Annotated in this window: 25 protein-coding genes and 1 riboswitch; of the genes, 8 read left to right on the top strand and 17 right to left on the bottom strand. The window is 74.6% G+C overall.

From position 1 onward, the window contains the following. Positions 1 to 22: 22 nt before the first annotated feature. The gene (locus tag MTO91_RS09015; protein WP_073577983.1) at positions 23 to 223 is read left to right on the top strand and encodes a hypothetical protein; all 201 of its coding nucleotides are present in this window, start codon (positions 23 to 25) and stop codon (positions 221 to 223) included. A gap of 64 nt (positions 224 to 287) precedes the next feature. Here MTO91_RS09015 and MTO91_RS09010 read toward each other — a convergent pair whose 3' ends face one another. From MTO91_RS09010 to MTO91_RS09000, 3 genes are all read right to left on the bottom strand, one after another. Next, a complete protein-coding gene (locus MTO91_RS09010; protein ID WP_062401525.1) occupies positions 288 to 1694 on the bottom strand; it encodes a glycine--tRNA ligase in 1407 nt (468 codons plus the stop codon). Between the two features lie 202 nt (positions 1695 to 1896). Beyond that, positions 1897 to 2838, bottom strand: a complete 942-nt coding sequence (locus MTO91_RS09005; RefSeq protein WP_405418361.1) for a type IV toxin-antitoxin system AbiEi family antitoxin domain-containing protein — start codon at positions 2836 to 2838, stop codon at positions 1897 to 1899. 190 nt (positions 2839 to 3028) lie between these two features. Continuing rightward, the gene (locus MTO91_RS09000; RefSeq protein ID WP_476654250.1) at positions 3029 to 3358 is read right to left on the bottom strand and encodes an antibiotic biosynthesis monooxygenase; all 330 of its coding nucleotides are present in this window, start codon (positions 3356 to 3358) and stop codon (positions 3029 to 3031) included. Positions 3359 to 3463: 105 nt separating this feature from the next. Between MTO91_RS09000 and MTO91_RS08995 the strand changes: the two genes are divergently transcribed. Next, a complete protein-coding gene (locus tag MTO91_RS08995; RefSeq protein WP_020624590.1) occupies positions 3464 to 3841 on the top strand; it encodes an ArsR/SmtB family transcription factor in 378 nt (125 codons plus the stop codon). Beyond that, on the top strand, positions 3838 to 4290 hold the full coding sequence (locus tag MTO91_RS08990) for a Fur family transcriptional regulator (RefSeq protein WP_373324130.1): 453 nt from the start codon (positions 3838 to 3840) through the stop codon (positions 4288 to 4290). The genes MTO91_RS08995 and MTO91_RS08990 overlap by 4 nt, the downstream gene beginning before the upstream one ends. A 10-nt stretch (positions 4291 to 4300) precedes the next feature. Here MTO91_RS08990 and MTO91_RS08985 read toward each other — a convergent pair whose 3' ends face one another. Continuing rightward, the gene (locus tag MTO91_RS08985) at positions 4301 to 5689 is read right to left on the bottom strand and encodes an aminotransferase class V-fold PLP-dependent enzyme (protein WP_476654249.1); all 1389 of its coding nucleotides are present in this window, start codon (positions 5687 to 5689) and stop codon (positions 4301 to 4303) included. A gap of 43 nt (positions 5690 to 5732) precedes the next feature. After that, a riboswitch (SAM riboswitch) is annotated at positions 5733 to 5847 on the bottom strand. 74 nt (positions 5848 to 5921) lie between these two features. On the opposite strand from MTO91_RS08985, the gene MTO91_RS08980 reads away from it, so the two are divergent. Continuing rightward, positions 5922 to 6566, top strand: a complete 645-nt coding sequence (locus MTO91_RS08980; protein WP_476654248.1) for a hypothetical protein — start codon at positions 5922 to 5924, stop codon at positions 6564 to 6566. Positions 6567 to 6642: 76 nt separating this feature from the next. Further along, positions 6643 to 7020, top strand: a complete 378-nt coding sequence (locus tag MTO91_RS08975) for a DUF2795 domain-containing protein (protein WP_346105320.1) — start codon at positions 6643 to 6645, stop codon at positions 7018 to 7020. Positions 7021 to 7059: 39 nt separating this feature from the next. On the opposite strand, the gene MTO91_RS08970 is transcribed toward MTO91_RS08975, so the two are convergent. The 13 genes from MTO91_RS08970 to hrcA form a co-directional block, all read right to left on the bottom strand. After that, a complete protein-coding gene (locus MTO91_RS08970; RefSeq protein ID WP_476654841.1) occupies positions 7060 to 7452 on the bottom strand; it encodes a hypothetical protein in 393 nt (130 codons plus the stop codon). Positions 7453 to 7472: 20 nt separating this feature from the next. Then, positions 7473 to 8303 (bottom strand): isoprenyl transferase, encoded by an 831-nt coding sequence (locus MTO91_RS08965; protein WP_476654247.1) that lies wholly within the window; start codon positions 8301 to 8303, stop codon positions 7473 to 7475. 34 nt (positions 8304 to 8337) lie between these two features. Further along, a complete protein-coding gene (locus MTO91_RS08960) occupies positions 8338 to 8700 on the bottom strand; it encodes a hypothetical protein (RefSeq protein WP_476654246.1) in 363 nt (120 codons plus the stop codon). Positions 8701 to 8922: 222 nt separating this feature from the next. After that, complete coding sequence (recO, locus tag MTO91_RS08955) at positions 8923 to 9759, bottom strand: DNA repair protein RecO (protein ID WP_251784648.1); 837 nt, start codon at positions 9757 to 9759, stop codon at positions 8923 to 8925. Positions 9760 to 9779: 20 nt separating this feature from the next. Continuing rightward, positions 9780 to 10682, bottom strand: coding sequence for a GTPase Era (era, locus tag MTO91_RS08950; protein ID WP_224403076.1), 903 nt, complete (start codon positions 10680 to 10682; stop codon positions 9780 to 9782). Then, the gene (lhgO, locus tag MTO91_RS08945; protein ID WP_476654245.1) at positions 10679 to 11911 is read right to left on the bottom strand and encodes an L-2-hydroxyglutarate oxidase; all 1233 of its coding nucleotides are present in this window, start codon (positions 11909 to 11911) and stop codon (positions 10679 to 10681) included. The genes era and lhgO overlap by 4 nt, the downstream gene beginning before the upstream one ends. 112 nt (positions 11912 to 12023) lie before the next feature. Further along, on the bottom strand, positions 12024 to 13448 hold the full coding sequence (locus tag MTO91_RS08940; RefSeq protein WP_476654244.1) for a hemolysin family protein: 1425 nt from the start codon (positions 13446 to 13448) through the stop codon (positions 12024 to 12026). A gap of 37 nt (positions 13449 to 13485) precedes the next feature. Further along, on the bottom strand, positions 13486 to 14031 hold the full coding sequence (ybeY, locus tag MTO91_RS08935) for an rRNA maturation RNase YbeY (RefSeq protein ID WP_226356006.1): 546 nt from the start codon (positions 14029 to 14031) through the stop codon (positions 13486 to 13488). A gap of 91 nt (positions 14032 to 14122) precedes the next feature. Further along, positions 14123 to 15226: a PhoH family protein gene (locus tag MTO91_RS08930; protein ID WP_405418373.1), complete on the bottom strand. Its 1104-nt coding sequence runs from the start codon at positions 15224 to 15226 to the stop codon at positions 14123 to 14125. A 93-nt stretch (positions 15227 to 15319) separates the two neighbouring features. Then, positions 15320 to 16216 (bottom strand): alpha/beta hydrolase family protein, encoded by an 897-nt coding sequence (locus tag MTO91_RS08925; protein ID WP_226369564.1) that lies wholly within the window; start codon positions 16214 to 16216, stop codon positions 15320 to 15322. A gap of 158 nt (positions 16217 to 16374) precedes the next feature. Next, positions 16375 to 17130 carry a 16S rRNA (uracil(1498)-N(3))-methyltransferase gene (locus tag MTO91_RS08920; protein WP_476654243.1) on the bottom strand — a complete coding sequence of 252 codons (756 nt, stop codon included), beginning with the start codon at positions 17128 to 17130 and terminating at the stop codon, positions 16375 to 16377. Between the two features lie 4 nt (positions 17131 to 17134). Continuing rightward, positions 17135 to 18301: a molecular chaperone DnaJ gene (dnaJ, locus tag MTO91_RS08915; RefSeq protein ID WP_161151755.1), complete on the bottom strand. Its 1167-nt coding sequence runs from the start codon at positions 18299 to 18301 to the stop codon at positions 17135 to 17137. Between the two features lie 45 nt (positions 18302 to 18346). Then, a complete protein-coding gene (gene hrcA / locus MTO91_RS08910) occupies positions 18347 to 19366 on the bottom strand; it encodes a heat-inducible transcriptional repressor HrcA (RefSeq protein ID WP_208824747.1) in 1020 nt (339 codons plus the stop codon). Positions 19367 to 19458: 92 nt separating this feature from the next. Between hrcA and MTO91_RS08905 the strand changes: the two genes are divergently transcribed. Genes MTO91_RS08905 through MTO91_RS08895 form a run of 3 tightly spaced genes read left to right on the top strand, consistent with a single transcriptional unit; the run spans position 19459 to position 22393 of the window. Further along, positions 19459 to 20598 (top strand): hypothetical protein, encoded by a 1140-nt coding sequence (locus MTO91_RS08905; RefSeq protein ID WP_350590036.1) that lies wholly within the window; start codon positions 19459 to 19461, stop codon positions 20596 to 20598. Next, positions 20595 to 21545 carry an ABC transporter ATP-binding protein gene (locus MTO91_RS08900; RefSeq protein WP_476654242.1) on the top strand — a complete coding sequence of 317 codons (951 nt, stop codon included), beginning with the start codon at positions 20595 to 20597 and terminating at the stop codon, positions 21543 to 21545. Before MTO91_RS08905 ends, MTO91_RS08900 begins: the two co-directional genes overlap by 4 nt. After that, a complete protein-coding gene (locus MTO91_RS08895; protein WP_476654241.1) occupies positions 21542 to 22393 on the top strand; it encodes an ABC transporter permease in 852 nt (283 codons plus the stop codon). The genes MTO91_RS08900 and MTO91_RS08895 overlap by 4 nt, the downstream gene beginning before the upstream one ends. The last annotated feature ends 12 nt before the right edge of the window (positions 22394 to 22405 follow it).

Here is a 22405-nt window from a genome sequence, read left to right as displayed (position 1 = left end):
CCGATCACCCACGGAGGTTGTGATGACCGCTCCGACGCTGCGTCCCGCCGATCTCGACGACACGGCGTTGGCCAGGCTCAAGCAGCTCGAGGACCGCATCGGCGGCCCGCTCGTGGCCTACCGGCCCGAGTCGCCCTACGCCGCGCTGACCGCCGAGCAGCTGGAGGAGGTGCGCCGCGCCGAGTCCGAGCTGGGCGTACAGCTGCTGGCCTACCGGCGCTGACCCACTCACGACGAACGCCCCCGCCCGGGTCCCGGGCGGGGGCGTTCGTCGGTCCGGAGCCTGCTCAGCAGCCGAGCAGGCGCGTCGCCAGGTAGGTCTCGACCTGGTCGAGGGCGACCCGCTCCTGCGCCATCGAGTCGCGCTCGCGGATCGTCACCGCCTGGTCGGTGAGGGTGTCGAAGTCGACCGTGATGCAGAACGGGGTGCCGATCTCGTCCTGGCGGCGGTACCGGCGGCCGATGGCGCCGGCGTCGTCGAAGTCGACGTTCCAGTTCTTCCGGAGCTGCGCGGCCAGGTCCTTCGCCTTGGGCGAGAGGTCGGCGTTGCGCGACAGCGGCAGCACGGCGGCCTTGACCGGGGCGAGCCTGCGGTCGAGCTTCAGCACGACGCGCTTGTCGACGCCGCCCTTCGCGTTCGGCGCCTCGTCCTCGGTGTAGGCCTCGATGAGGAAGGCCATCATCGACCGGCCGACGCCGGCGGCGGGCTCGATCACGTACGGCTTGTACCGGGTGTCGGAGGCCTGGTCGTAGAACGACAGGTCGACGCCCGAGTGGTTCGAGTGCGCCGTGAGGTCGAAGTCGGTGCGGTTCGCGATGCCCTCGAGCTCGCCCCACTCCTGGCCGGTGAAGTTGAACCGGTACTCGATGTCGACGGTGCGCTTCGAGTAGTGGGAGAGCTTTTCCTTGGCGTGCTCGTAGTGCCGCAGGTTCTCCGAGGAGATGCCCAGGTCGGTGTACCAGCGGGTGCGCTCGTCGATCCAGTACTGGTGCAGCTCCTCGTCGCTGCCGGGCTCGACGAAGTACTCCATCTCCATCTGCTCGAACTCGCGCGTGCGGAAGATGAAGTTGCCCGGGGTGATCTCGTTGCGGAAGCTCTTGCCAATCTGACCGATGCCGAACGGCGGCTTCTTGCGCGAGGTCGTCTGCACGTTCAGGAAGTTCACGAAGATGCCCTGCGCGGTTTCCGGGCGCAGGTAGTGCAGCCCCTCCTCGGACTCCACCGGGCCGAGGAACGTCTTGAGCATCATGTTGAACTCGCGGGGCGCGGTGAACCGGCCGCGGGTGCCGCAGTTCGGGCAGGGGACCTCGGAGAGGTCGTTCTGGTCGGCCTGCTCCGGGTCGCGGCCCTTGCGCTCGGCGAACTCCTCGGCGAGCTGGTCGGCGCGGTAGCGCTTGTGGCAGGACTCGCACTCGACCAGCGGGTCGGAGAAGGTGCCGACGTGGCCCGACGCGACCCAGGTCTGGCGCGGCAGGATGACCGAGGAGTCCAGGCCGACGACGTCGTCGCGGCCGGTCACCATGGTCTTCCACCACTGGCGCTTGATGTTGTCCTTCAGCTCGACGCCGAGGGGCCCGTAGTCCCACGCCGACCGGGTACCGCCGTAGATCTCACCGGAGGCGAAGACGAATCCGCGCCGCTTGGTCAGCGCGACGATGGTCTCGATCTTGGCGGAGGTGGGCTTGCTGGCCACTGGCGGCACTCCAGAGAAGGTGGTTCGGAGGTCCCCCGGATACGGGGCGTCCCAGATTACCGACCCGCCATGCATCCCCACCCCCTGCCCCGCCCCACCCCCGCCGCGGTGGCTCCGACCGGCCGACCTCGCACAGGTTCCTGCGACCTCGCACACCCCGCAGAGGCTGCGAGGTCGCAGAACGGTCTGCGAGGTCGAGCGCTCACGCGGCACGGTCCAGGGCACGGTGCAGGCGGGCGACGGTCGGGGCGAACGACGCCGCGCTGCGCAGGTCGCCCCACACCCAGCGCACCACAGCGACTCCCTCGGCCCGGATCGCGTCCTCCCGCAGCTTCTCCCGCCACAGGACCTCCTCGAGGTCGCCGCCGGGGTCGAGCCGCCGGCCGTACTTGATGCGCCCGTCGAACTCCCCCGCCACCCGGGCCTGCTCCCACCAGAAGTCGACCCGGCCGAGGAACCGTCCCGCCGGATCCCGCAGCTCCTGCTGGGTGGCCGCTGCGGGCAGGCCGCAGGAGTGGAGGAGGAGCCTGCTGCGGGTCTCCCCCGGGCCGTCCGCGCCGCCGTCGGCCGCGGCGAGCACCCGGCGGGCGGCCGGGGTACCGGGACGTCGCGCGGACCGGGCCACGGCGGCAGCGAGTTCGTCGGCGGTGACGGCTCCGGCGTGCAGCGCCGCGTCGGTGACCGCGACCGCCACGACGAAGGGCAGAGCGCGGGCCAGGTCGACGACCGTGCGCGGGACCGTCGTCACCGGGACGCCGTCGACGACGGTGATCTCGTCCGCGGCGAGCGTCGCCGCATGGACCCGCGCCGACGGCGCCGTCCGCGCACCGCTGCGCCGGTTCCTGGTCACCTCCACCCGGTCGAGCGGGACCCGCCACAGCCCGATCCCGTGCATCGCGGCCGCCGAGACGTGGCTGAACACCGCGTCCGGGGACAGGGTGCGGACCGCCGCACGCACCGTCTGCCGGTGTCGTTCCACCCGTCCGAGGTCACCGGCTCCGACGTAGGCGCCGCGGCGCAGCCGGACGAGTCGGCCCGAGGCCCGGAGCCTGCGGAGCTCGTCGTCGCCCACGCCCGCCGCGACCAGGTCCCGGCGCAGCACGGGGGCGGGCGAACCGTGCGCCGGTCGCGGGTCGGGGTCCATGTCCCCACCGTCGCCGTGCACCGGGAGCGGGGAAGCCCGTCACCCGTCCGGCCGTGGACGGTCCCGGCTCGCGCCGGGCGTCGAGCGCGTGCTGTGGACAACCCGGCCCCGCCGGACCTCGCACATCGTCCTGCGACCTCGCACCGTCTGCAGCGGCTGCGAGGTCGCAGGACGATGTGCGAGGTCGGGGTCAGCTCAGCAGGCTGGGGTGGTGGACGGGGGCGGCGCCGGCGGCCACCGTGATCAGGGACTCGTAGGTCGCCTCCGTGGTCGTGTCGGCCTCGGCCAGCAGCGGGTGCACGTGCTCACGGACCGCGAACGGCCCCAGGGCGCGCCGGTAGGCGTCGACGGAGTCGAACCGGACGGTCAGGACCCACTGCCCGGCATCCTCGATCGCCCGGCCCGCCTCACCCCCGCGGCAGCCCGGCCGGGCGGCCAGGAGCTCCAGCGCGCGGGCCGCGCGCGCGGTGAACGCGGCCTCCTCGGAGGGGGACACGCGGAAGCGGCAGACCAGCAGCACGACGCGACGATAACGAACACGCCTACCATGTCGGGTGCGGCCGGCACGGCACAGCAGCGCCGGGGGGTGTGGCCGCCGCCTCCGGGGAACGGACGGGTCCACCACATGTCTGCCGCAGCCCAGACCACGCACGCACCGGGAGCCGGCCCGGGTGCGGACGACGACCACCACCCCGCGCCCGAGCCCGGCCCGACCCGCGACCCGCGCACCCTGGCCGCCGCGGGCGACCTGCTGCGGGCACTCGCCGCACCGGTCCGGATCGCCATCGTCCTGCAGCTGCTGGAACACTCCCGGTGCGTGCACGACCTGGTGGACGCGCTCGGGGTCACCCAGCCCCTGATCAGCCAGCACCTGCGGGTCCTCAAGGCCGCCGGGGTGGTCGAGGGCGAGCGGAAGGGCCGTGAGGTGCTGTACTCGCTGGTGGACGACCACCTGGCACACATCGTGGTGGACGCCGTCGCCCACGTCGAGGAGGACACGTGACGGAGACGACCGACCGGACGACCGCGGCGACGATCACGCAGCGGTCCACCGCCGGGCCGCGCGGCATCCGCGCCACCCGGCAGCGGGCCGCCGTCACCGCGCTGCTCGACCGTCTGGAGGACTTCCGGTCCGCCCAGGAGATCCACGAGGAGCTGCGGCGCGCCGGTGAGGGCATCGGTCTGACCACGGTCTACCGGACGCTGCAGACCCTCGCCGACGGCGGCGAGGTCGACGTGCTGCGGGTCGCGTCCGGTGAGGCGGTCTACCGGCGCTGCGAGACCGAACACCACCACCATCATCTGGTGTGCCGCCGGTGCGGCGCCGCCGTCGAGATCGAGGGCCCCGCGGTGGAGTCCTGGACCGAGTCGGTCGCACAGAAGCACGGCTTCACCGAGGTGTCGCACACCCTGGAGATCTTCGGCCTCTGCGGCCGCTGCTCGGCGGGTTGACGCCCGGGGCTCAGTCCCCGCAGCCGGGGACGGCCGGCAGCTCCCGGTCCCGGGCGAACGGGTCGGCCGGGCGCGGGTCCGGGGTGGGCGCCCACCGGCCGTCGACGAGGGCGTAGGTCCAGGCCGGACCGCGCCGCGCCAGGTCGGTCAGCGCGTCCACCAGCCGGTCGACGTCGGAGGAGCCGGTGCGCAGGCCCAGCGAGGCGCGCACCGCATCGCGGCCGCCGGTGAGCCGCTCCAGCAGCGGGTGCGCGCAGAACCGCCCGTCGCGGACGCCGATGCCGTACTCGGCGGACAGCGCCGCCGCGACGAGGCCGGCGGGCAGCTCGCCGAGGGTGAACGAGACGGTCGCGGTGCGGTCGGCGTCGGGCCCGTCGTCGAAGCAGGACAGGATCCGCAGGCCGGGAACGGTCGCCAGGCCCGCGCGCAGCCGGGCGGCGAGCTCGCGCTCGTGGGCGGGCACGGCGTCGTCGATCAGGTCCTCGAGGGTGCGGCAGGCCGCGCCCAGCGCGGCGGCGCCGAGCACGTTCGGGGTGCCGCCCTCGTGGCGTTGCGGCGCAGGCAGCCACTCGGTCACGGTGCCGCCCGGGCCGTCGACGGCGTCGTCGGCCGTGACGCCGACCGACCGGACCGCTCCCCCGCCCGCGACGTGCGGCTCCGCGGCGTCGAGCCAGTCCCGGCGGCCGACGAGGACCCCTGCGCCGTAGGGCGCGTAGAGCTTGTGCCCGGACAGTGCGACGTAGTCCGCGCCCCACCCGGCCAGGTCGACACGCCGGTGCGGGGCGAGCTGCGCGGCGTCGACGCACAGCCGGGCGCCCGCGGCGTGCGCGATCCGGGCGATCTCGGCGACCGGGAGGAGCTCGCCGGTCACGTTGGACGCACCGGTGACCGCGACCAGCGCGGCGTCGGGACGGGCGGCGAGCTCGGCCCGCAGTGCGTCGAGGGTCGCGGCGATACCGTGGCCGGCCCGCACGACCCGGTGCTCGGCGCCGCCGGTACCGCCCCGCCAGGCCAGCAGCGTCGCGTGGTGCTCCAGGTCGAGGGTCACCACCGGGCCGGGCACGGCGCGGGCGAGCAGGCCGAGCGCGTCGGTGGTGTTGCGGGTGAACACCACGACGTCGTCGGCGCGGGCCCGGACGAACCGGGCGACGTCGGCGCGGGCGTTCTCCACCAGGGCGGTGCAGACCTTCGAGGTCCAGCCGGCGCCGCGGTGCACGCTGCCGTGGTAGGGCAGCACCTGCGCGACGTGCGCGGCGACGCTCTCCAGCGCCGGCGCCGACGCGGCGGAGTCGAGGTCGCAGTAGCGGGCCCACCTGCCGTCGACGAGCGGGACGGTGAGGTCCGCGCCGACGACACGGGGTAGCGCGTGCTGGACGGGACGCGACAGGGCGAGGGTCATGATCGGGCCTCCGGCCGATCTCGGGGACCCGGCGTGGCGCACGGATCCGCGCTTGCCAACTGCGGGTGTCGCGTCGGCCCGGTCATCACCCGGGGCACCCCACCGCGGAGGAGGGTTGCCGTCCAGCGAGCCGGGGCTTCGCGCTGGCACTCGTGACCTTCGCCGCCGAAGCTAGCAGACCGTCTCAGAAGGAGACACCGTGACCGTCGCCACCCCGGATAGCGTCTGAACGATGACCGACACGCAACCCGCCCCGGGCACGGTACGGCGGATCGACGTCCCGGAGTCCGGCGAGCTTGCCCAGCTGGCGGCGGTGTTCGACGACCTGCAGTACGTGCTGCAGTGCTGCGAGCACCTGGTGACCGCGCTCGGCGGTCCGGAGTCCGGTCCGGTCCGGGTGGCCGCCGACCCGGCCCTGGTCGAGGCACTGTGGACCGGTGCGGTGATCGGCTACGTGCGCTGCTTCTCCGGCCGCACGAAGACCCTCACGAAGGACGACCTGTCCACCCTGGAGCTCGAGGGTGACGTCACCGGGTTCCACGACATGATGGCGACGCTGCGCGACCACTACGCGTCGCGGCACGTCAACCCGCGTGAGTCCTACGAGATCGGCGTCGCCCAGTCCAACGACGGTGCCCCGCGCGGTGTCGCGGTCGTCTCCACCCCGCGCCCCCAGGTCGACGAGACCACGGTGCGGCTGCTCGGCCGGGTCGCCTACCGCCTGTCCGGGCTGGTGGACGCGCGGATGACCAAGGCCCAGAACGACGTGCTGGGCGTGGCGCACGCGATGACCGCGGGCCAGCTGGCGGCGCTGCCGATCGTGCACCTCAGCGACTCCGGGGACGCCGCCGGGGAGACCACAGACACCGACGGCTGACGGGTGCGGCCGTCCGTGCATGGACGGCCGCACACCGGCTACCCGGTCACCGAACGTCCACGACGAGAGGTGACCCATGACAGCCCGTACGACGACCGCCGACGCCGTCCGCAGCGCCCTGCACGGTCTCGAGTTCCCCGCTTCCAAGGACGACCTGGCGTGGACCGCCGAGCGCAACGGCGCCGACGCCGCGACGGTCGAGGCCCTGCGGGCGGTGCCGGCCGAGGAGTACTACTCCTCGATCGGTGCCGTGGTCTCCGCCACCGACCTCCGCGACGACGACCCGGCCGCGCAGACCGCGGGCGACACCGACGGGGAGACCCGCGAGGAGACCGAGCAGCTGCGCCGGCAGCGACGCACCGGGCACACCGCCTCGGGCCTGTCGGAGTCCGGCACGGACGCCGACCCGGTCAACCCGATCGCCGAGGAGCTCGGGACCAACCGCAAGAAGTGACCGGACCACGGCCGGGGGCACGCCCCCGGCCGGACGGTCTCAGCTCTCGACCAGCTCCGCGCGCATGCTCGACGCCGAGGACACGACCAGCATCAGCAGGGTGCCCATCGGCCCCTCGTCCAGCCCGGCCGCGGGGAAGGCGTAGCGCAGGGTCACGTCCCAGCCGCGCTCGCCGCGCACCACCCGGGGCGTGCCGAACAGGCCCTCCCCCACCCCGAGGCCGACCCGGCGCGGCACGTCGTGCTCCGGGTCGGCGGACTCCGGCAGGTCCCACGCGACGACGCAGGTCAGGTTGAGGACGGGCAGACCCTCCTCCAGCTCGGTGCCCTGCACCACGCACAGCACGCCGCCGTGGGCGAAGGTCAGCGTGCCGTCGTCGTCGGTGGTGACGTCGTGGAACCGCTCCAGCGCCCCCTTGGCGGTGGTGAGCATCCCGGGGATCACATCGGTGGTCACGGTGTCACTCCATCGTTCGGGACGGCGGCGGCGGCCGTGTCGATGCTCGCGTCCGCTCCGCGACGCTCGGAAGCTCCCCCGAAACGCCGGTCCCGGCGCGCGTAGATCTCGATCGCCTGCCAGATGTGGCGGCGGTCGAAGTCCGGGAACAGCGTGTCCAGGAAGACCATCTCGGCGTAGGCGCTCTGCCAGAGCAGGAAGTTCGACGTCCGCTGCTCCCCCGAGGAGCGCACGAACAGGTCGACGTCGGGCATGTCCGGCTCGTCGAGGTACCGGGCCAGCATCCGCTCGTCGATCTTGTCGGGGTTGATCCGGCCCTCCGCGGCGAGGCGGGCGAGCTGCCGCACGGAGTCGACGATCTCGGCGCGGCCGCCGTAGTTGACGCACATGGTCAGGTTCAGCACGTCGTTGCCGCGGGTGCGCTCCTCGGCGATCTCCAGCTCCTTGATCACCGAGCGCCACAGCCGCGGGCGCCGGCCCGCCCAGCGGACCCGGACCCCCATCGCGTCCATCTCGTCGACGCGGCGGCGGATCACGTCGCGGTTGAAGCCCATCAGGAAACGGACCTCGTCGGGGCTGCGCCGCCAGTTCTCGGTGGAGAACGCGTACGCCGACAGCCAGCGCACGCCCAGGTCGATGCAGCCGCGGGCGACGTCCATCAGCGAGGCCTCGCCCCGCTTGTGGCCCTCCGTGCGGGGCAGGCCGCGGGCGTTGGCCCAGCGGCCGTTGCCGTCCATCACCAGGGCGACGTGGCGTGGCACCAGCTCCGGCGGGATCGCCGGGGGCCGGGCACCGGACGGGTGCGGTGCGGGAGGCTGGAACGGCACGTCGCCGACCTTACGTCGGGGACGGCGGACGGGTTCAGTCGCGGTGGTCGGGCTGCGGCCAGGCCGGCACGGCCGGGTCCTCCAGCCGCTCGATGGTCTCGCGCAGCCGGCGCATCCCGCGGTGCCCGCGGATCCGGTCGGCCTCCGACATCGGCTCGGACTCGTCGGGCCGGATCACCGGCAGCATCGGGATGGCCGGCCACGCGCCGTCCTCGGTGCGGGCGCGGACCTGACGCATCGCGCGGGTGGGCCCGTCCTGCGGGGACTCCGGCATCGCCTCGGTGCGGACCGGGAACTGCTGGGTCGGCGGCACCGGGATGCGCTGCGTAGCGGCCGGGAGTCGGTGGGTGCGACCGGTGTGGTCGTCGTCCGGCGGCGGGGTTTGGGGTCGGTTCACGACTGCCTCTCCGACGGGGCTGGGGTCCCCTCGATCACAGGAGCGTAACGAGACGGCGGAACCGGTTGCCCGTCGAAAGCGATGATCACCCGGTGGAGTCGGCGGAAGTCCCGTACGACGCGACCGGCGGCACCGAGAGGGCCGGCACGCCCGTACGTCAACCGCTCGACGGAGCGGACGGCCCGCTCACGGCACCCCACGCCGGACACAGGTCCGATCGGACTAACCGGGGAGCGCGTCCGGGGGTGTCGCGGTTCCGCCGTCCGGCGGTTCCGGGGCGGGCCCCGGCACCCCGGGTGCGACGGCGGCGGCGGGCCGGACCCGGGCGCGGCGGTCGACCAGGGGCAGCGAGCGCAGCTGCCGCTCCAGGTGCCACTGCAGGTGCGCCGCGACCAGGCCGCTGGCCTCCCGCCGGGTCGGGGTGCCCGAGGCGTCCGCGGTGTCCCAGTCGCCGTGCAGCAGCGCGGACAGCAGGGCCACCGTCTCGGTCGCCGGGGTCACCGAGCCCGGCGGGCGGCAGCGCGGGCACACCATGCCGCCCCCGGCGACGGTGAACGACCGGTGCGGGCCGGGGGTGGCGCAGCGCGCGCACTCCGACAGCGACGGCGCCCACCCCGCGTGGCTCATCGCCCGCAGCAGGAACGCGTCGAGCACCAGGGCCGGTTCACGGGCGCCGTCGGCCAGCGCCCGGGTGGCGCCGAGCAGCAGCAGGTACACCCGCAGGCTCGGCTCACCCTCCTCGGACACCAGCCGGTCCGCGGTCTCCAGGATCGCGCAGCCGCAGGAGTACGCCGACCAGTCCGCGACGATCGCCGGGGCGAACGCGTCGACGGTCTGGGCCTGGGTGACCACGTCCAGCGTGCGCCCGGTGTAGCACTGGACGTCGACGTGGTTGAACGGCTCCAGCCGTGCGCCCCACCGCGACCGGGTGCGGCGCACGCCCTTGGCGACCACCCGGATCTTGCCGTGCCGGCGGGTCAGCATCGTGATGATCCGGTCCGCCTCGCCCAGCTTCTGCACCCGGAGCACGATCCCGGTGTCGCGGTAGAGCTGGGCCACGCACCCAGTCTAGGTCCTGCTCAGAACCCCAGCTTGCGCAGCTGCTTCGGGTCCCGCTGCCAGTCCTCGGCGATCTTCACGTGCAGGTCGAGGTGCACCCGGGTGCCCAGCAGCTTCTCGATCTGGCGACGGGCGTCGCTGCCGACCTGCTTGAGCCGGGCACCGCCCTTGCCGATCACGATGCCCTTCTGGCTGGACCGCTCGACGTAGATGATCGCGTAGATCTCCAGGAGGTCCTTCTTCTCGATCGTCTCCTCGACGACGACGGCGATCGAGTGCGGCAGCTCGTCGCGCACGCCCTCCAGCGCCGCCTCCCGCACGAGCTCGGCGACGAGCACGTCGGTCGGCTCGTCGGTGAGGTCGCCGTCCGGGTAGAGCTGCGGACCCTCCGGCAGCAGTCCGACCAGCAGGTCCGAGAGCAGCGACACCTGGAAGCCCGACCGCGCCGAGGTCGGCACGACCTCGGTGAATTCCATCAGGGCCGACACCTCGGTGAGCCGCTCGGCGACCTGCTCGGGGCGGGCGGTGTCGGTCTTGGTGACGACGGCGACCACCGGGGTGTGCGCGGCGATCCGCCGCAGCTCCTCGGCGATGAACCGGTCGCCCTTGCCGACCTTCTCGTTCGCGGGCACGCAGAACCCGACGACGTCGACCTCGGACCAGGTCTCGCGCACCAGGTCGTTGAGCCGCGACCCGAGCAGGGTCCGCGGGCGGTGCAGCCCCGGGGTGTCGACCAGGACGATCTGGGCGTCCGGGCGGTGCACGATCCCGCGGATCGCGTGCCGGGTGGTCTGCGGTCGCGAGGAGGTGATCGCGATCTTCTCCCCGACCAGCGCGTTGGTCAGCGTCGACTTGCCGGCGTTGGGCCTGCCGACGAAGCAGGCGAACCCGGACCGGAAGCCCTCGGGCTGTGCGCCGGTCACGCCGCACCCAGCCGGTCGAGGATCTCGCGGCCGATCGGCAGGGCCGCCGTCGCCGCCGGGGACGGTGCGTTCAGCACGTGCAGGATCGAGCCGGGGCGGCCCGCGCCGTCCGGGCCGGCCTGGTCGAGGAACAGGAAGTCGTCGACCAGGGTGCCGTCGGCCTTCACCGCCTGGGCCCGCACCCCGGCGCCGGCCGGGTGCAGGTCGGCGGCGGTGACGTCGGGCAGCATCCGCTGGATCTGGCGGACCATCGCCCGCGTCGACAGCGAGCGGCGGACCTCGCCGATGCCGTAGCGCCAGTGCGTGCGCGCCACCTTGACCATGCCGGGGTAGGTCAGCGTGCCCAGCAGTTCCCTCGGCCTGACCGTGCGCCAGTCGTAGCCCTCGCGGGCCATCGCGAGCACGGCGTTCGGGCCGGCGTGGACGGTGCCGTCGATGCCGCGGGTGGCGTGCACCCCGAGGAACGGGAACGCCGGGTCGGGCACCGGGTAGATCAGGCCGCGGACCAGCGAGGCGGCCCGCTCGGAGAAGCCGGAGTACTCGCCGCGGAACGGCACGATCCGCACCCCGGGGTCGGCGCCGGCCAGGCGGGCGAGCTCGTCGCAGCGCAGGCCGCCGCAGACGACCGCGCGGGTGCCGAGCAGGTCACCGCGGGTGGTGCGCACGACGACGTCGGACGGGCGGCGGGCGAACCCGGTGACGGTGCGGCCCAGGTGGACCTCGCCGCCGTTCTTCTCCACCAGCTCGCCCAGCTTCTCCGCGACCAGCCGGTAGTCGGTGATGCCGGTCGAGGGCACCCACAGCGCGGCGAGACCGCGGACGTCGGGCTCGTAGGTGCGGATGCCGTGCTCGTCGAGGCGGTGGTTCTCCACGCCGTTGGCGTCGCCGCGGCGGGCCAGCTCGTCGAGCCGGGGCAGCTCCTCGGGCTCGGTCGCGACGACGAGCTTGCCGCACACCTGGTGCGGCAGGTCGTGCTCGCGGCAGAACGCGATGGTCTCGGCACACCCGGCGACGGCCAGGCGGGCCTTGTAGCCGCCCGGCGCGTAGTACAGCCCGGAGTGCACGACGTTGGAGTTGTTGCCGGTCTGGTGGTTCGCCAGGCGCTGCTCACGCTCGACGACGGCGACGCTGAGCCCGTTGCGGGTGGCGGCGTACGCGGTGGCCAGGCCGACGATCCCACCGCCGACGACGACCAGGTCGTAGCGCGGTGTCGCGGGCAGCCCGGTCACCGGGCACGCTCCGCGGGGATGGTCGTGCGGGCAGCCATCAGGTCCTCCTCGCGTCCCACCCGTGGCGGGACGTCACGTCCGTCGGTCGCTCCCCGTGGCGGGGGCGGCCAGGTCAGTGCCGGTCGGCGCCGGCGTGCTCGGTGGGGTCGCCCGCGACGTGGTCGGGCACGTCGGACTCCCGGGTGTCCCCACGCGGCTCGTCGTGGTCGGTGTCCTCGGTCTCGGCCGGGTCGAGCGGGCTGACCAGCACCGAGGTGATGCGGACACGACCCCGGGCGTCCTTGCCGCCCTCGCCCTGGAGCCGCAGCAGGCCGTCCAGCTCCGCGGTGGCGCCGGGCAGCGGCACCTTGCCCAGCCGCTGGGCGAGCAGCCCGCCGACGGTGTCGACGTCGGCGTTCTCCAGCGCCTCGTGCAGCTCGTCCTCCCGCGGGGTGCCGCGGAACCGGCCGGCGAACAGCTCCTCGAGGTCCTCGGCGGGCAGCCGGGCGGAGACCCGGAAGGCGCCGTCGGAGGCCTCGGCGACGTCGGGCACCTCCTCGGTGTCGTACTCGTCGGTGATCTCGCCGACGATCTCCTCCAGGATGTCCTCGATCGTCACCACGCCGGCGGTGCCGCCGTACTCGTCGACGACCACGGCCATGTGGTTGCGGGTGCGCTGCATCTCGCGCATGAGGTCGTCGCTGCGCTTGGAGTCCGGCACGAAGGCCGCGGGGCGCAGGATGTCGAGCAGCGGGACCTCGCGCTCCCCGCGCCGGGCCTCCTCGCGGGCCCGGACCAGGTCCTTGAGGTAGGCGATGCCGATGACGTCGTCCACGCCCTCGCCGAGCACCGGGATGCGCGAGTAGCCGCTCTTGAGCGCCAGGCGCAGCACCTTCTCCACCGGGGTGTCGCGCTCGGTCCAGATCAGGTCCGGCCGCGGCACCATGATGTCGCGGACCGGGGTCTCCCCCAGCTCGAACACCGAGTGGATCATCTTGCGCTCGCCCTCGTCGACCACGCCGCGGTTGCTGGCCATGTCGACGAGCTCGCGCAGCTCGACCTCGGTGGAGAACGGGCCGTCGCGGAAACCGGGGCCCGGGGTGATCGCGTTGCCCAGCAGGATCAGCAGCTTGGCCAGCGGGGACAGCACGACGCCGATCGCGCGGATCGGGCCCGCGAGCAGCAGCCCGATCCGGTACGGGTGCTGGCGGCCCAGCGTCCGCGGGCCGACGCCGATCAGGACGTAGCTGGCGAGCACCATGAGCACGCCGGTGAGCAGCAGCCCGATCCAGGTGGCGGAGAACAGCGGCGCGAGCGCGAGGGCCAGCAGGATGATCGCGACCGTCTCGCAGGTGACCCGCAGCAGCATCAGCAGGTTGACGTGCCGCGGCCGGTCCGCGACGACAGCGGCGAGCGCCTTCGCGCCGGCGCGGCCGGCGCGCACCACGGCGTCCACCCGGGCGCGCGAGATCGACATGAGGGCCGAGTCCGCGGCGGCGAACACGCCGGCCAGCAGCACGAGCAGGACCGTCGCGACGATCAGCCAGACGGTGGTCACTTCTGCTCCTCGGAGAACGTGGTCGTGGGTCTTCCGGTCACCGGCCGGACTCGTCCTCGAAGCCGGCGGCACCGAGCAGGCGGTCGTCGCTGCGCTTCTGGGCGTCCCGGGCGCGCTCGCGGGCCCGGTCCTCCCGCCAGCGGACCAGCAGCCGGTTCTGCAGCGCGAACATCTCGCGCTCGTCCTCGGGCTCGAGGTGGTCGTACCCCAGCAGGTGCAGGATGCCGTGCACGGTCAGCAGGTGCAGCTCGTCGGCCAGGGTGTGCCCGGCCTTGCGTGCCTGGTCCCGGGCGAAGGCCGGGCAGAGCACGACGTCGCCGAGCAGGGCGGGGCCCAGGTCCGGCGCGTCGGGGCGCCGGGTGTCCTCGGCGAGGGAGTCCATGGGGAACGCCATGACGTCGGTGGGGCCGGGCTCGTCCATCCAGCGGACGTGCAGCTCCTCCATCGCGTCCAGCCCGACGGCGGTGATCGCCAGCTCGGCGGACGGGCTCACCTTCATCGCGTCCAGCGCGTACCGGGCGACCGACACGATCTGCGCCTCGTCGACCGTGATCCCGGACTCGTTGACGACCTCGATGCTCACGCCGCCGCTGCCCTGCCCCTGCTCGCCGATACGGATGTAGGGGGCAGCCTAGACGGCCGTACCGACGGTCCCGGTGCCACCCGCCCCCCGGTCACCGCCGCCGGTCGGGACGCCGCGCGGGGCCGTTGCGGGGTGCGCCGTTGCCGACGGCGGCCGCGCGGTGCTCGGACGCGTCGAACCGGGCGTAGGCGTCGACGATGTCGGACACCAGGCGGTGCCGGACCACGTCGGCGCTCTCGAGCCGGGAGAAGTGCACGTCGTCGACGCCGTCGAGGATGTCCTGCACGACGGCCAGGCCGGACCGGGCGTTGCCCGGGAGGTCGACCTGGGTGATGTCGCCGGTCACCACGATCCGCGAGCCGAAGCCGAGCCGGGTGAGGAACATCTTCATCTGCTCGGGCGTGGTGTTCTGCGCCTCGTCGAGGATGATGAACGCGTCGTTGAGGGTGCGGCCGCGCATGTAGGCCAGCGGCGCGACCTCGATCGTCCCGGCGGCCATCAGCTTCGGGATGGACTCGGGGTCGATCATGTCGTGCAGCGCGTCGTAGAGCGGGCGCAGGTACGGGTCGATCTTCTCGAACAGCGTGCCGGGCAGGTAGCCCAGCCGCTCCCCCGCCTCGACCGCGGGCCGGGTCAGGATGATCCGGTTGACCTGCTTGGCCTGCAGCGCCTGCACGGCCTTGGCCATCGCCAGGTAGGTCTTGCCGGTACCGGCCGGGCCGATGCCGAAGACGATGGTGAACGCGTCGATGGCGTCGACGTAGCGCTTCTGGTTGAGCGTCTTGGGCCGGATGGTCTTCCCGCGCCGGGACAGGATGTCCAGGCTCAGCACCTCGGCCGGGGACTCGCCCAGGCGCTCGTCGGCGGTGTTCTCCGCCGAGAGCATCTGCACGGTGCGGCGCACGGTGTCCGCGCCGACCAGCTGGCCGCGCTCGGCCAGGGTGATCAGCTCGGTGAAGACCCGCTCGGCGAACGCGACGTCGCCCGGGTCCCCGGACAGGGTCAGCTCGTTGCCGCGGACGTGGACGTCGGCGGTCAGCTCCTCCTCGGCGGCGCGCAGGCTGTCGTCACGCGAGCCGAGCAGGGACAGGAGGGCGGTGTCCGGCACGGCCATCCTCGACCGGACGGTCCCGCCCGGTGCTACGTCGGACCGCTCGTCGGTCCGAGGGGTGGGGCCGGGTTCGGTGCCGGTCAAGAGTGTGTTCGCCTGCCTCGTACGTCGGGTCGCCGGACTGCACCGATCGTACCGGTCGGACCGCCGACGGCACCCGGGGATTCTCCCCGCGGATCAGGCGGGGGTGCTCAGCCGTTCCACGGCCTGCAGCGCGGCGGCCCAGCCGGGGTGGGCGACGTCGATGAGCTGCAGGTGGTTCGCGCCCTCGACCCGCACGAGCTCCGACCGGTCACCGGCGGCCGTCGCGGCGGCGACGAAGTCCTCGCTCTGGGAGAGCGGGACCACCTCGTCGGCGGTGCCGTGCACGCACACCGACGGCACGCCGAGCGGGACGGCCTCCAGCGGGCTGGTCGCCCGGAAGCGGGCCGGGTCGGCGCCCGGGGTCGCCGCGACGAGGTCGGCGACGGCCCCGTCGCCGAGCAGCGTCCCGCCTGCCAGGTCGAGCACCCCGGCCAGCGAGACCACCCCGGCCGGGCGGACCACGGGCGTCGCGCCCGGGTCGCCGGGGGCGAGCGTCGCGCGCATCGCCAGCCAGCCCGCGAGGTGTCCGCCCGCCGAGTGCCCGAGCACGACGAGCCGGCGCAGGTCGAGCCGGGTGGAGCGCAGGGTGGCGAGGTGGTCGGCGGCCATCGCGACGTCGTCGAAGGTGGAGGGCCAGCCGCCGCCGGCGCCCACCTTCCGGTACTCGATGTTCCAGACCGCGAAGTCCGCCGCGACCAGCGCGTCGACGACCGGGCGCATGATCGTGAGGTCGGTGCCGGCCCGCCAGAAACCGCCGTGCACGACGATCACGGTGCCGCGGGGCAGGTCCCGGCTCGCCGGGAAGGTCAGCTCGCCGAACTGGTCGGGCTGGCCGCCGTAGGCCATCCGCTCGGTCCGCGGGGCGGTCTCGTCGCGCGGGGGCCGCCGCGGGGCCGCGGGGGCGTCGTTGCCGCAGGCGCCGAGCAGCGGGGTGGCGGCGAGGCCGGCCAGCAGCGCGCGGCGTCCGATCCGGGGAGCGTGGTCACTCACGCGGCGGATGATGACACCCGCGCCCGGTCCCCGACGACCGGTTCGCCGGATCGTGACGCGCGTCGGTCCCTCCGTGCCCTGCTCCCAGGGTCACCCTCGTAGCGCTCTAAGCCCCGAAAGTTCCCCTGGGGGCATCCGGGGCGGGTCGGCGAGGGGGCTCAGCGGGCCCAGCGGCCGGTGCGCACGGCGAGCGCGCCGAGCGCGACGCAGGCCGCGGTGGAGGCCCGCAGCACCTCGGGCCCCATCCGGACCGGGACGGCGCCGGCCTCGGTGAGGCGGTCGAGCTCGGCGTCGTCGACGCCGCCCTCCGGTCCGACGGCGAGCAACACCTCCCCCGCCGCGGGCAGCGCGACCGAGGCGAGGTCCTCGCCCGCGGACTCGTGCAGCACCAGCGCGGTGTCGGCGGCACCGACCCGGGCGGCGAGCTGCGCGGTGGTCACCGGGCCCGCGACGTCGGGCTGCCACGGGCGGCGGGCCTGCTTGGCGGCCTCGCGGACGGTGGACCGCCAGCGTTCGAGGGCCTTCGCGCCGCGCGGGCCGTCGTCCCAGCGGGTGACGCAGCGGGCCGCCCTCCAGGGGACGAACCCGTCGGCGCCGGCCTCGGTGGCGGTCTCCACGGCGAGCTCGCCGCGGTCGCCCTTGACCAGCGCCTGCGCGACGACGACGCGGACCGCGGGTGCGGGCACCCGGGACACCTCGTGCAGCCGCACGGTCAGCGCGTCCCGCCCGGCGACGTCGACGACCTCGGCGCGGGCGAGCCCGCCCCGGCCGTCGGACAGCACCAGCGCCTCGCCGGGGCGCAGCCGTCGCACGGTCGCGGCGTGGCGCCCCTCCGGGCCGTCGATCACCGTGTCGGAGCCCGGGCCCGGGAGGGACCCGACGTCGTCGACCAGGAACAGCGGCGCCGTCGTCACCGGGTCAGCGTCCGGTCCAGCTGTCGCGCAGCTTGGAGAACAGGCCGTGCCCGTTGCGGGAGCCGCCGATCAGGTCCGGCTGCTCCTCCCCGCGCAGCTCGGCGAGCCGGCGCAGCAGGTCGGTCTGCTCCTTGTCCAGCCGGGTCGGCACCGCCACCTCGACGTGCACCAGGAGGTCGCCGTGGCCGTCGATGCGCCCGGTGGAGCGCAGCCGGGGCATGCCCTTGCCGCGCAGCGTGCGGACCGTGCCGTGCTGGGTGCCCGCCTCGACGTCGATCTCGGCGACCGAGCCGTCGAGCAGCGGCAACGGCAACGTGGTGCCGAGCGCGGCCGCGGTCATCGGCAGCGGGAGCGTGCAGTGCAGGTCGGCGCCGTCGCGGGTGAACAGCTCGTGCGGCGCCTCCTCCACCTCGACGTAGAGGTCACCGGCGGGACCGCCGCCGGAACCGACCTCGCCCTGGCCGGACAGGCGCACCCGCATGCCCTCGGCGACGCCCGCCGGGATCTTGACGGCGACGGTGCGCCGCGACCGGACCCGGCCGTCGCCCGCGCACTGGCGGCAGGGGTCGGGGATGACCTCGCCGAACCCGCGGCAGGTCGGGCAGGGCCGTGCGGTGACGACCTGCCCGAGGAACGAGCGCTGCACGCTCTGGATCTCCCCGGAGCCGCCGCAGGTGTCGCAGGCGGTGGGGTGGGTGCCCTCGGCGCAGCCGGAGCCCTGGCACTGGGTGCACAGGACCGCGGTGTCGACGGCGAGGTCGCGCTGCACACCGGCGGCGCAGTCCTCCAGCGTCAGCTCCATCCGGATCAGCGCGTCGGCGCCGGGCTGGACCCGGCTGCGCGGGCCGCGCCCGCGTCCGCCGCCGGCGGTGCCGCCGAAGAACGCGTCCATGATGTCGCTGAACCCGCCGAACCCGGCGAACGGGTCACCGCCGCCGCCACCCCCGCCGCGGGCGTCGAGGGGGTCGCCGCCGAGGTCGACGACCCGGCGCTTCTCGGGGTCGGTCAGCACCTCGTAGGCGGCGCTGACCTCCCGGAACCGCTCCTGTGCCGCGGGGTCGGGGTTGACGTCCGGGTGCAGCTCACGGGCGAGCTTGCGGTACGCCCGCTTGATCTCCGAGGCGTCGGCGCCGCGCTCGACGCCCAGGATCCCGTAGTAGTCGCGTGCCACCTGGCTCTTTTCCTCAGTGAAGTACGTACAACGACGATGAAAGGTCTACCGACCGGTCAGGATCTCACCCACGTACCGGGCGACCGCATGCACCGCCGAGATCGTGCCCGGGTAGTCCATCCGGGTCGGCCCGACGACGCCCATCCCGCCCAGCGGGGTACCCGATCCGTACCCCACCGTGACCACGGACGCGGTGCGCAGGTCCTCGGCCTCGTTCTCCTCGCCGATCCGGACCGTCACCAGCCCGGAGTCCTGCGAGGCCGCGAGCAGCCGCATGACCACGACCTGCTCCTCCAGGGCCTCCAGGACCTGGCGCAGCGAGCCGGGGAAGTCGGCGTGGCTGCGGGTCAGGTTGGCCGTGCCGCCCAGCACCATCCGCTCCTCGGGGTGCTCGACGAGGGTCTCGATGAGCACCGTCGCGAGGTGCAGCAGCGGGGTGCGCAGGTCCTCCGGAGCCGTCTCCGGCAGCTCGGCCACGGCCGCGGAGGCCTCGGCGAGCTTGCGACCGCCCAGAGCGTTGCCGAGGATCTCGCGCAGCCGGGCGACGTCGGCGTCGGCGAGCACGTCCCCCAGGTCGACGACGCGCTGGTCGACGCGCCCGGAGTCGGTGATCAGCACCAGCATCAGCCGGGCCGGGGTCAGCTGCACGACCTCGAGGTGGCGGACCGTGGATCGGGTGAGCGTCGGGTACTGCACGACGGCGACCTGGCGGGTCAGCTGCGCGAGCAGCCGCACCGAGCGGCGCAGCACGTCGTCGAGGTCGACGGCGCCGTCCAGGAACGTCTGCACGGCCCGCTTCTCGGCCGACGACAGCGGCTTGACCTGCGAGATCCGGTCGACGAACTGCCGGTAGCCCTTGTCCGTCGGGATCCGGCCCGCGCTGGTGTGCGGCTGCGCGATCAGGCCGTCCTCCTCGAGGACGGCCATGTCGTTGCGCACCGTCGCGCTCGACACCCCGAGGTTGTGCCGGTCGACGATGGCCTTCGAGCCCACGGGCTCCTGCGTCGAGACGTAGTCGGCCACGATGGCCCGCAGCACGGCGAACCGCCGCTCGTCGGCGTTCATCTCCTCACACCTCCCCCGCTGTGCCCCGTCCATCCTAGGCGCCCTCGTGGCCGCGCGGCCGGGGCACGCGGCGTGGCACGGTGGGTGGGGTGATGTCCGCACGCCGCTTCGGCCGGCGCTCCCTGCTCGTCGGTGCCGGTGCCGTCGCCCTGGTCGCGGTGGGTACGACCGACCGCTGGCTCCCCGTCGGCGACGTCGCCGGGACCCCGGACCCGGCCGCGCTGCGGGCCCGGATGCTGGCGGGTGTCGTCCCCCACTCCGGCCTGGCGACGGCGACCGGCCGGCTCGGGCTGCCCACCGTCGCGCCGATCGGGTCCGCGGCCCGGCTGCTGTCCACGACCACCCGGATCCGCGTCCAGGTCGCCGACGCGGGCCGCTGGCGGGTCGACGAGCTGACGCCGGTCGGCGAGGTCGACACCTACCGCGACGGACAGGTCGAGCGGATCTGGGACTACGGCGCGAACCGGCTGACCACGGTCTCCCCGCTCGCCCCGGTGCGTTTCCCGCGGGCCTCGGACCTCGCCCCGTCCGACCTGGCCCGCCGGCTGCTCGGCGCGACCCCCGACGACCCGGTGACGGCGCTGCCGGCACGGCGGGTGGCCGGGCGGGCCGCGGCCGGGCTGCGGGTGACCCCGGCCGACCCGGACAGCCTGGCCGGGCGGATCGACGTGTGGTCGGTTCCCGTCGGCGACGGCGCCCTCCCGGTCGCGGTCGAGATCGCCGCCCGGGACGGCGCGGGCCCGCTCCTGGAGACGGCGTTCGAGGCGGTGGACACCGCCGCGCCGCGGGCCGCGGCGCTGGTCCCGGCGCCGCCGTCGTCGGCGGAGCGGGTGCGGGCCCGTCCCGACGACCTGACCGGCTCGCTGCGCGGGGCCGGAGCGGCGCCCCCGCCGGACCGGCTCGCCGGCCGGGACCGGGTGGAGCTGCCGGTGTCCGGGGACGTCCCGGCCGCCGAGCTGCTGCCCGGGGTCGGTGTCTACGGCACCGGGGTCGGCCGGTTCGTGCTGGTCCCGGCCGGGCCGGAGGTCGTCGACGGGATCGTGCGCGGCTCGGCCGCCGCGGGCGGGGTGGACGTGGCCGGCCTGCCCGGCGGCTCGGCCGCCCGGGTGGCGACGCCGCTGCTCAGCCTCGTCGTCGCCCGTCGGCGACGGCGCGGGGTGCTGCTGGCCGGGACGGTGCGACCCGGGGTCCTGGAGTCCGCCGCCGTCGAGCTGATGGGGACCCGCCGGTGAACGACCCGGTGTTCGCGACGCACGCGGTGACCAAGCGGTTCGGCCGGGTCACCGCCGTCGACGGCGTCGACCTGGCGGTGCCCGCCGGCTCCCGGTTCGGGCTGCTGGGCCCGAACGGCTCCGGCAAGACGACGCTGGTGCGGATGCTGCTCGGGCTGGTGCACGCCACCTCGGGGTCGATCGAGGTGCTGGGCTCGCCGATGCCGCGGGCCGCCCGCACGGTGCTGCCGCGGGTCGGTGCGCTGGTCGAGTCCCCCGCCGCCTGGCCGGGGCTGTCGGGCCGGGCGAACCTGGCCCTGCTCGACGCGGCGGGCTCGGTGGGCGGCCCGCTGCACCGGCCCGCCGACCGGCGACGACGCGTGCAGGAGGCCCTGGAGCAGGTCGGCCTGGGCGGGGTCGACCGCCGCCCGGTGCGGGCCTACTCGCTGGGGATGCGCCAGCGCCTGGGCATCGCCTCGGCGCTGCTGCGCGCCCCGGCACTGCTGCTGCTCGACGAACCGACCAACGGCCTGGACCCGCGGGGCATCGGCGAGATGCGCGCCCTGCTGACCGCGCTGAACGAACGGGGCACGACCGTGGTGCTGTCCAGCCACCTGCTCGCCGAGGTGGAGACGCTGTGCACCCGGGTCGGGGTGATGGACGCCGGGCACCTCGTGCTCACCCAGGACCTCGACGAGCTGCGGGCACCGACCGGCCGGGTCGTCGTCCGCACCCCGGCCCCGGCGGCCGCGGCGCGGGTGCTCGGCCGGGCGCTGGAGTCCGCCGACGGCGACCGGCTCGTGGTCCGCGCCGTCGACCCCGCCGACCTCAACGCGCACCTGGTGCGGGCCGGGGTGCCGGTGGCGTCGCTGGAACCGGAGCGCCGCACCCTGGAACAGGTGGTGCTGGCACGGACCGGTGACGGCTCGGACCGGGTGGCCACGGCCGGGCAGGGGGTGGCGCGGTGATCCTCGTCGAGCTGGCGCTGCTGCTGCGCCGCACCCGGGTGTGGCTGTGCTGGCTGCTGCTGTGCGCGCTGCCGGCGCTCGTCGCGGTGGTCGTGTCGGCCACCGGGATCCTCCCGCCGCCCGGGCAGGGGCCCGCGTTCCTGTCCGCGGTCGCGACGAACGGGCAGATCTTCCCGGCGTTCGCGCTGGCGCTGGTGCTGCCGTTCCTGCTGCCGATCACCGTGGCGGTGGTCGCCGGGGACACCGTCGCCGGGGAGGCCGCCGCGGGGACCCTGCGCTACCTGCTGATCCGGCCGGTCGGGCGGCTGCTGGTGGCGAAGCTGGTGTCGGTGGCGTTCTTCGTGGTCACCGCGGTGACGCTGGTGGTGCTGACGTCCTACGCGGTGGGGATCGCGGTGTTCGGCACCGGCACCACCACCGCCACCGGCGGTCTCACCCTGCCCCCGGTCGACGCCGGGCCCGGCTCGGTCGCGTCGCTGTCCGGGACGGTGATCGAACCGGTGGACCTGGCGACCCGGACCGGGCTGACCGTGGCCTACCTGGCGCTGTGCATGCTCACCCTGGGCGCGCTGGGGATCTTCTTCTCCACCCTGACCGACTCCCCGCTGGCGGCGGCGCTGGCGGTGCTCGCGGTCGTGGTGACCAGCGCGTCGCTGCAGGCCCTCGACGCCTCGGCCGCCTTCGTCGACTTCCTGCCGACGGCGCACTGGCTGGCCTGGATCGACCTCTACCGCGACCCGGTCCTCTACGACGCCGCCCGCACCGGGGCGTGGGTGCAGGCGGGCTGGGTCGCCGTCGCCGTCGGGGCGGCGTGGGCGAACCTGGCGACCAAGGACATCGCGAGCTGACCGCCCGCCGCG

The organism is Pseudonocardia sp. 2-7 (assembly GCF_056341085.1).
This window is presented reverse-complemented; position numbering and strand designations above follow the sequence as displayed.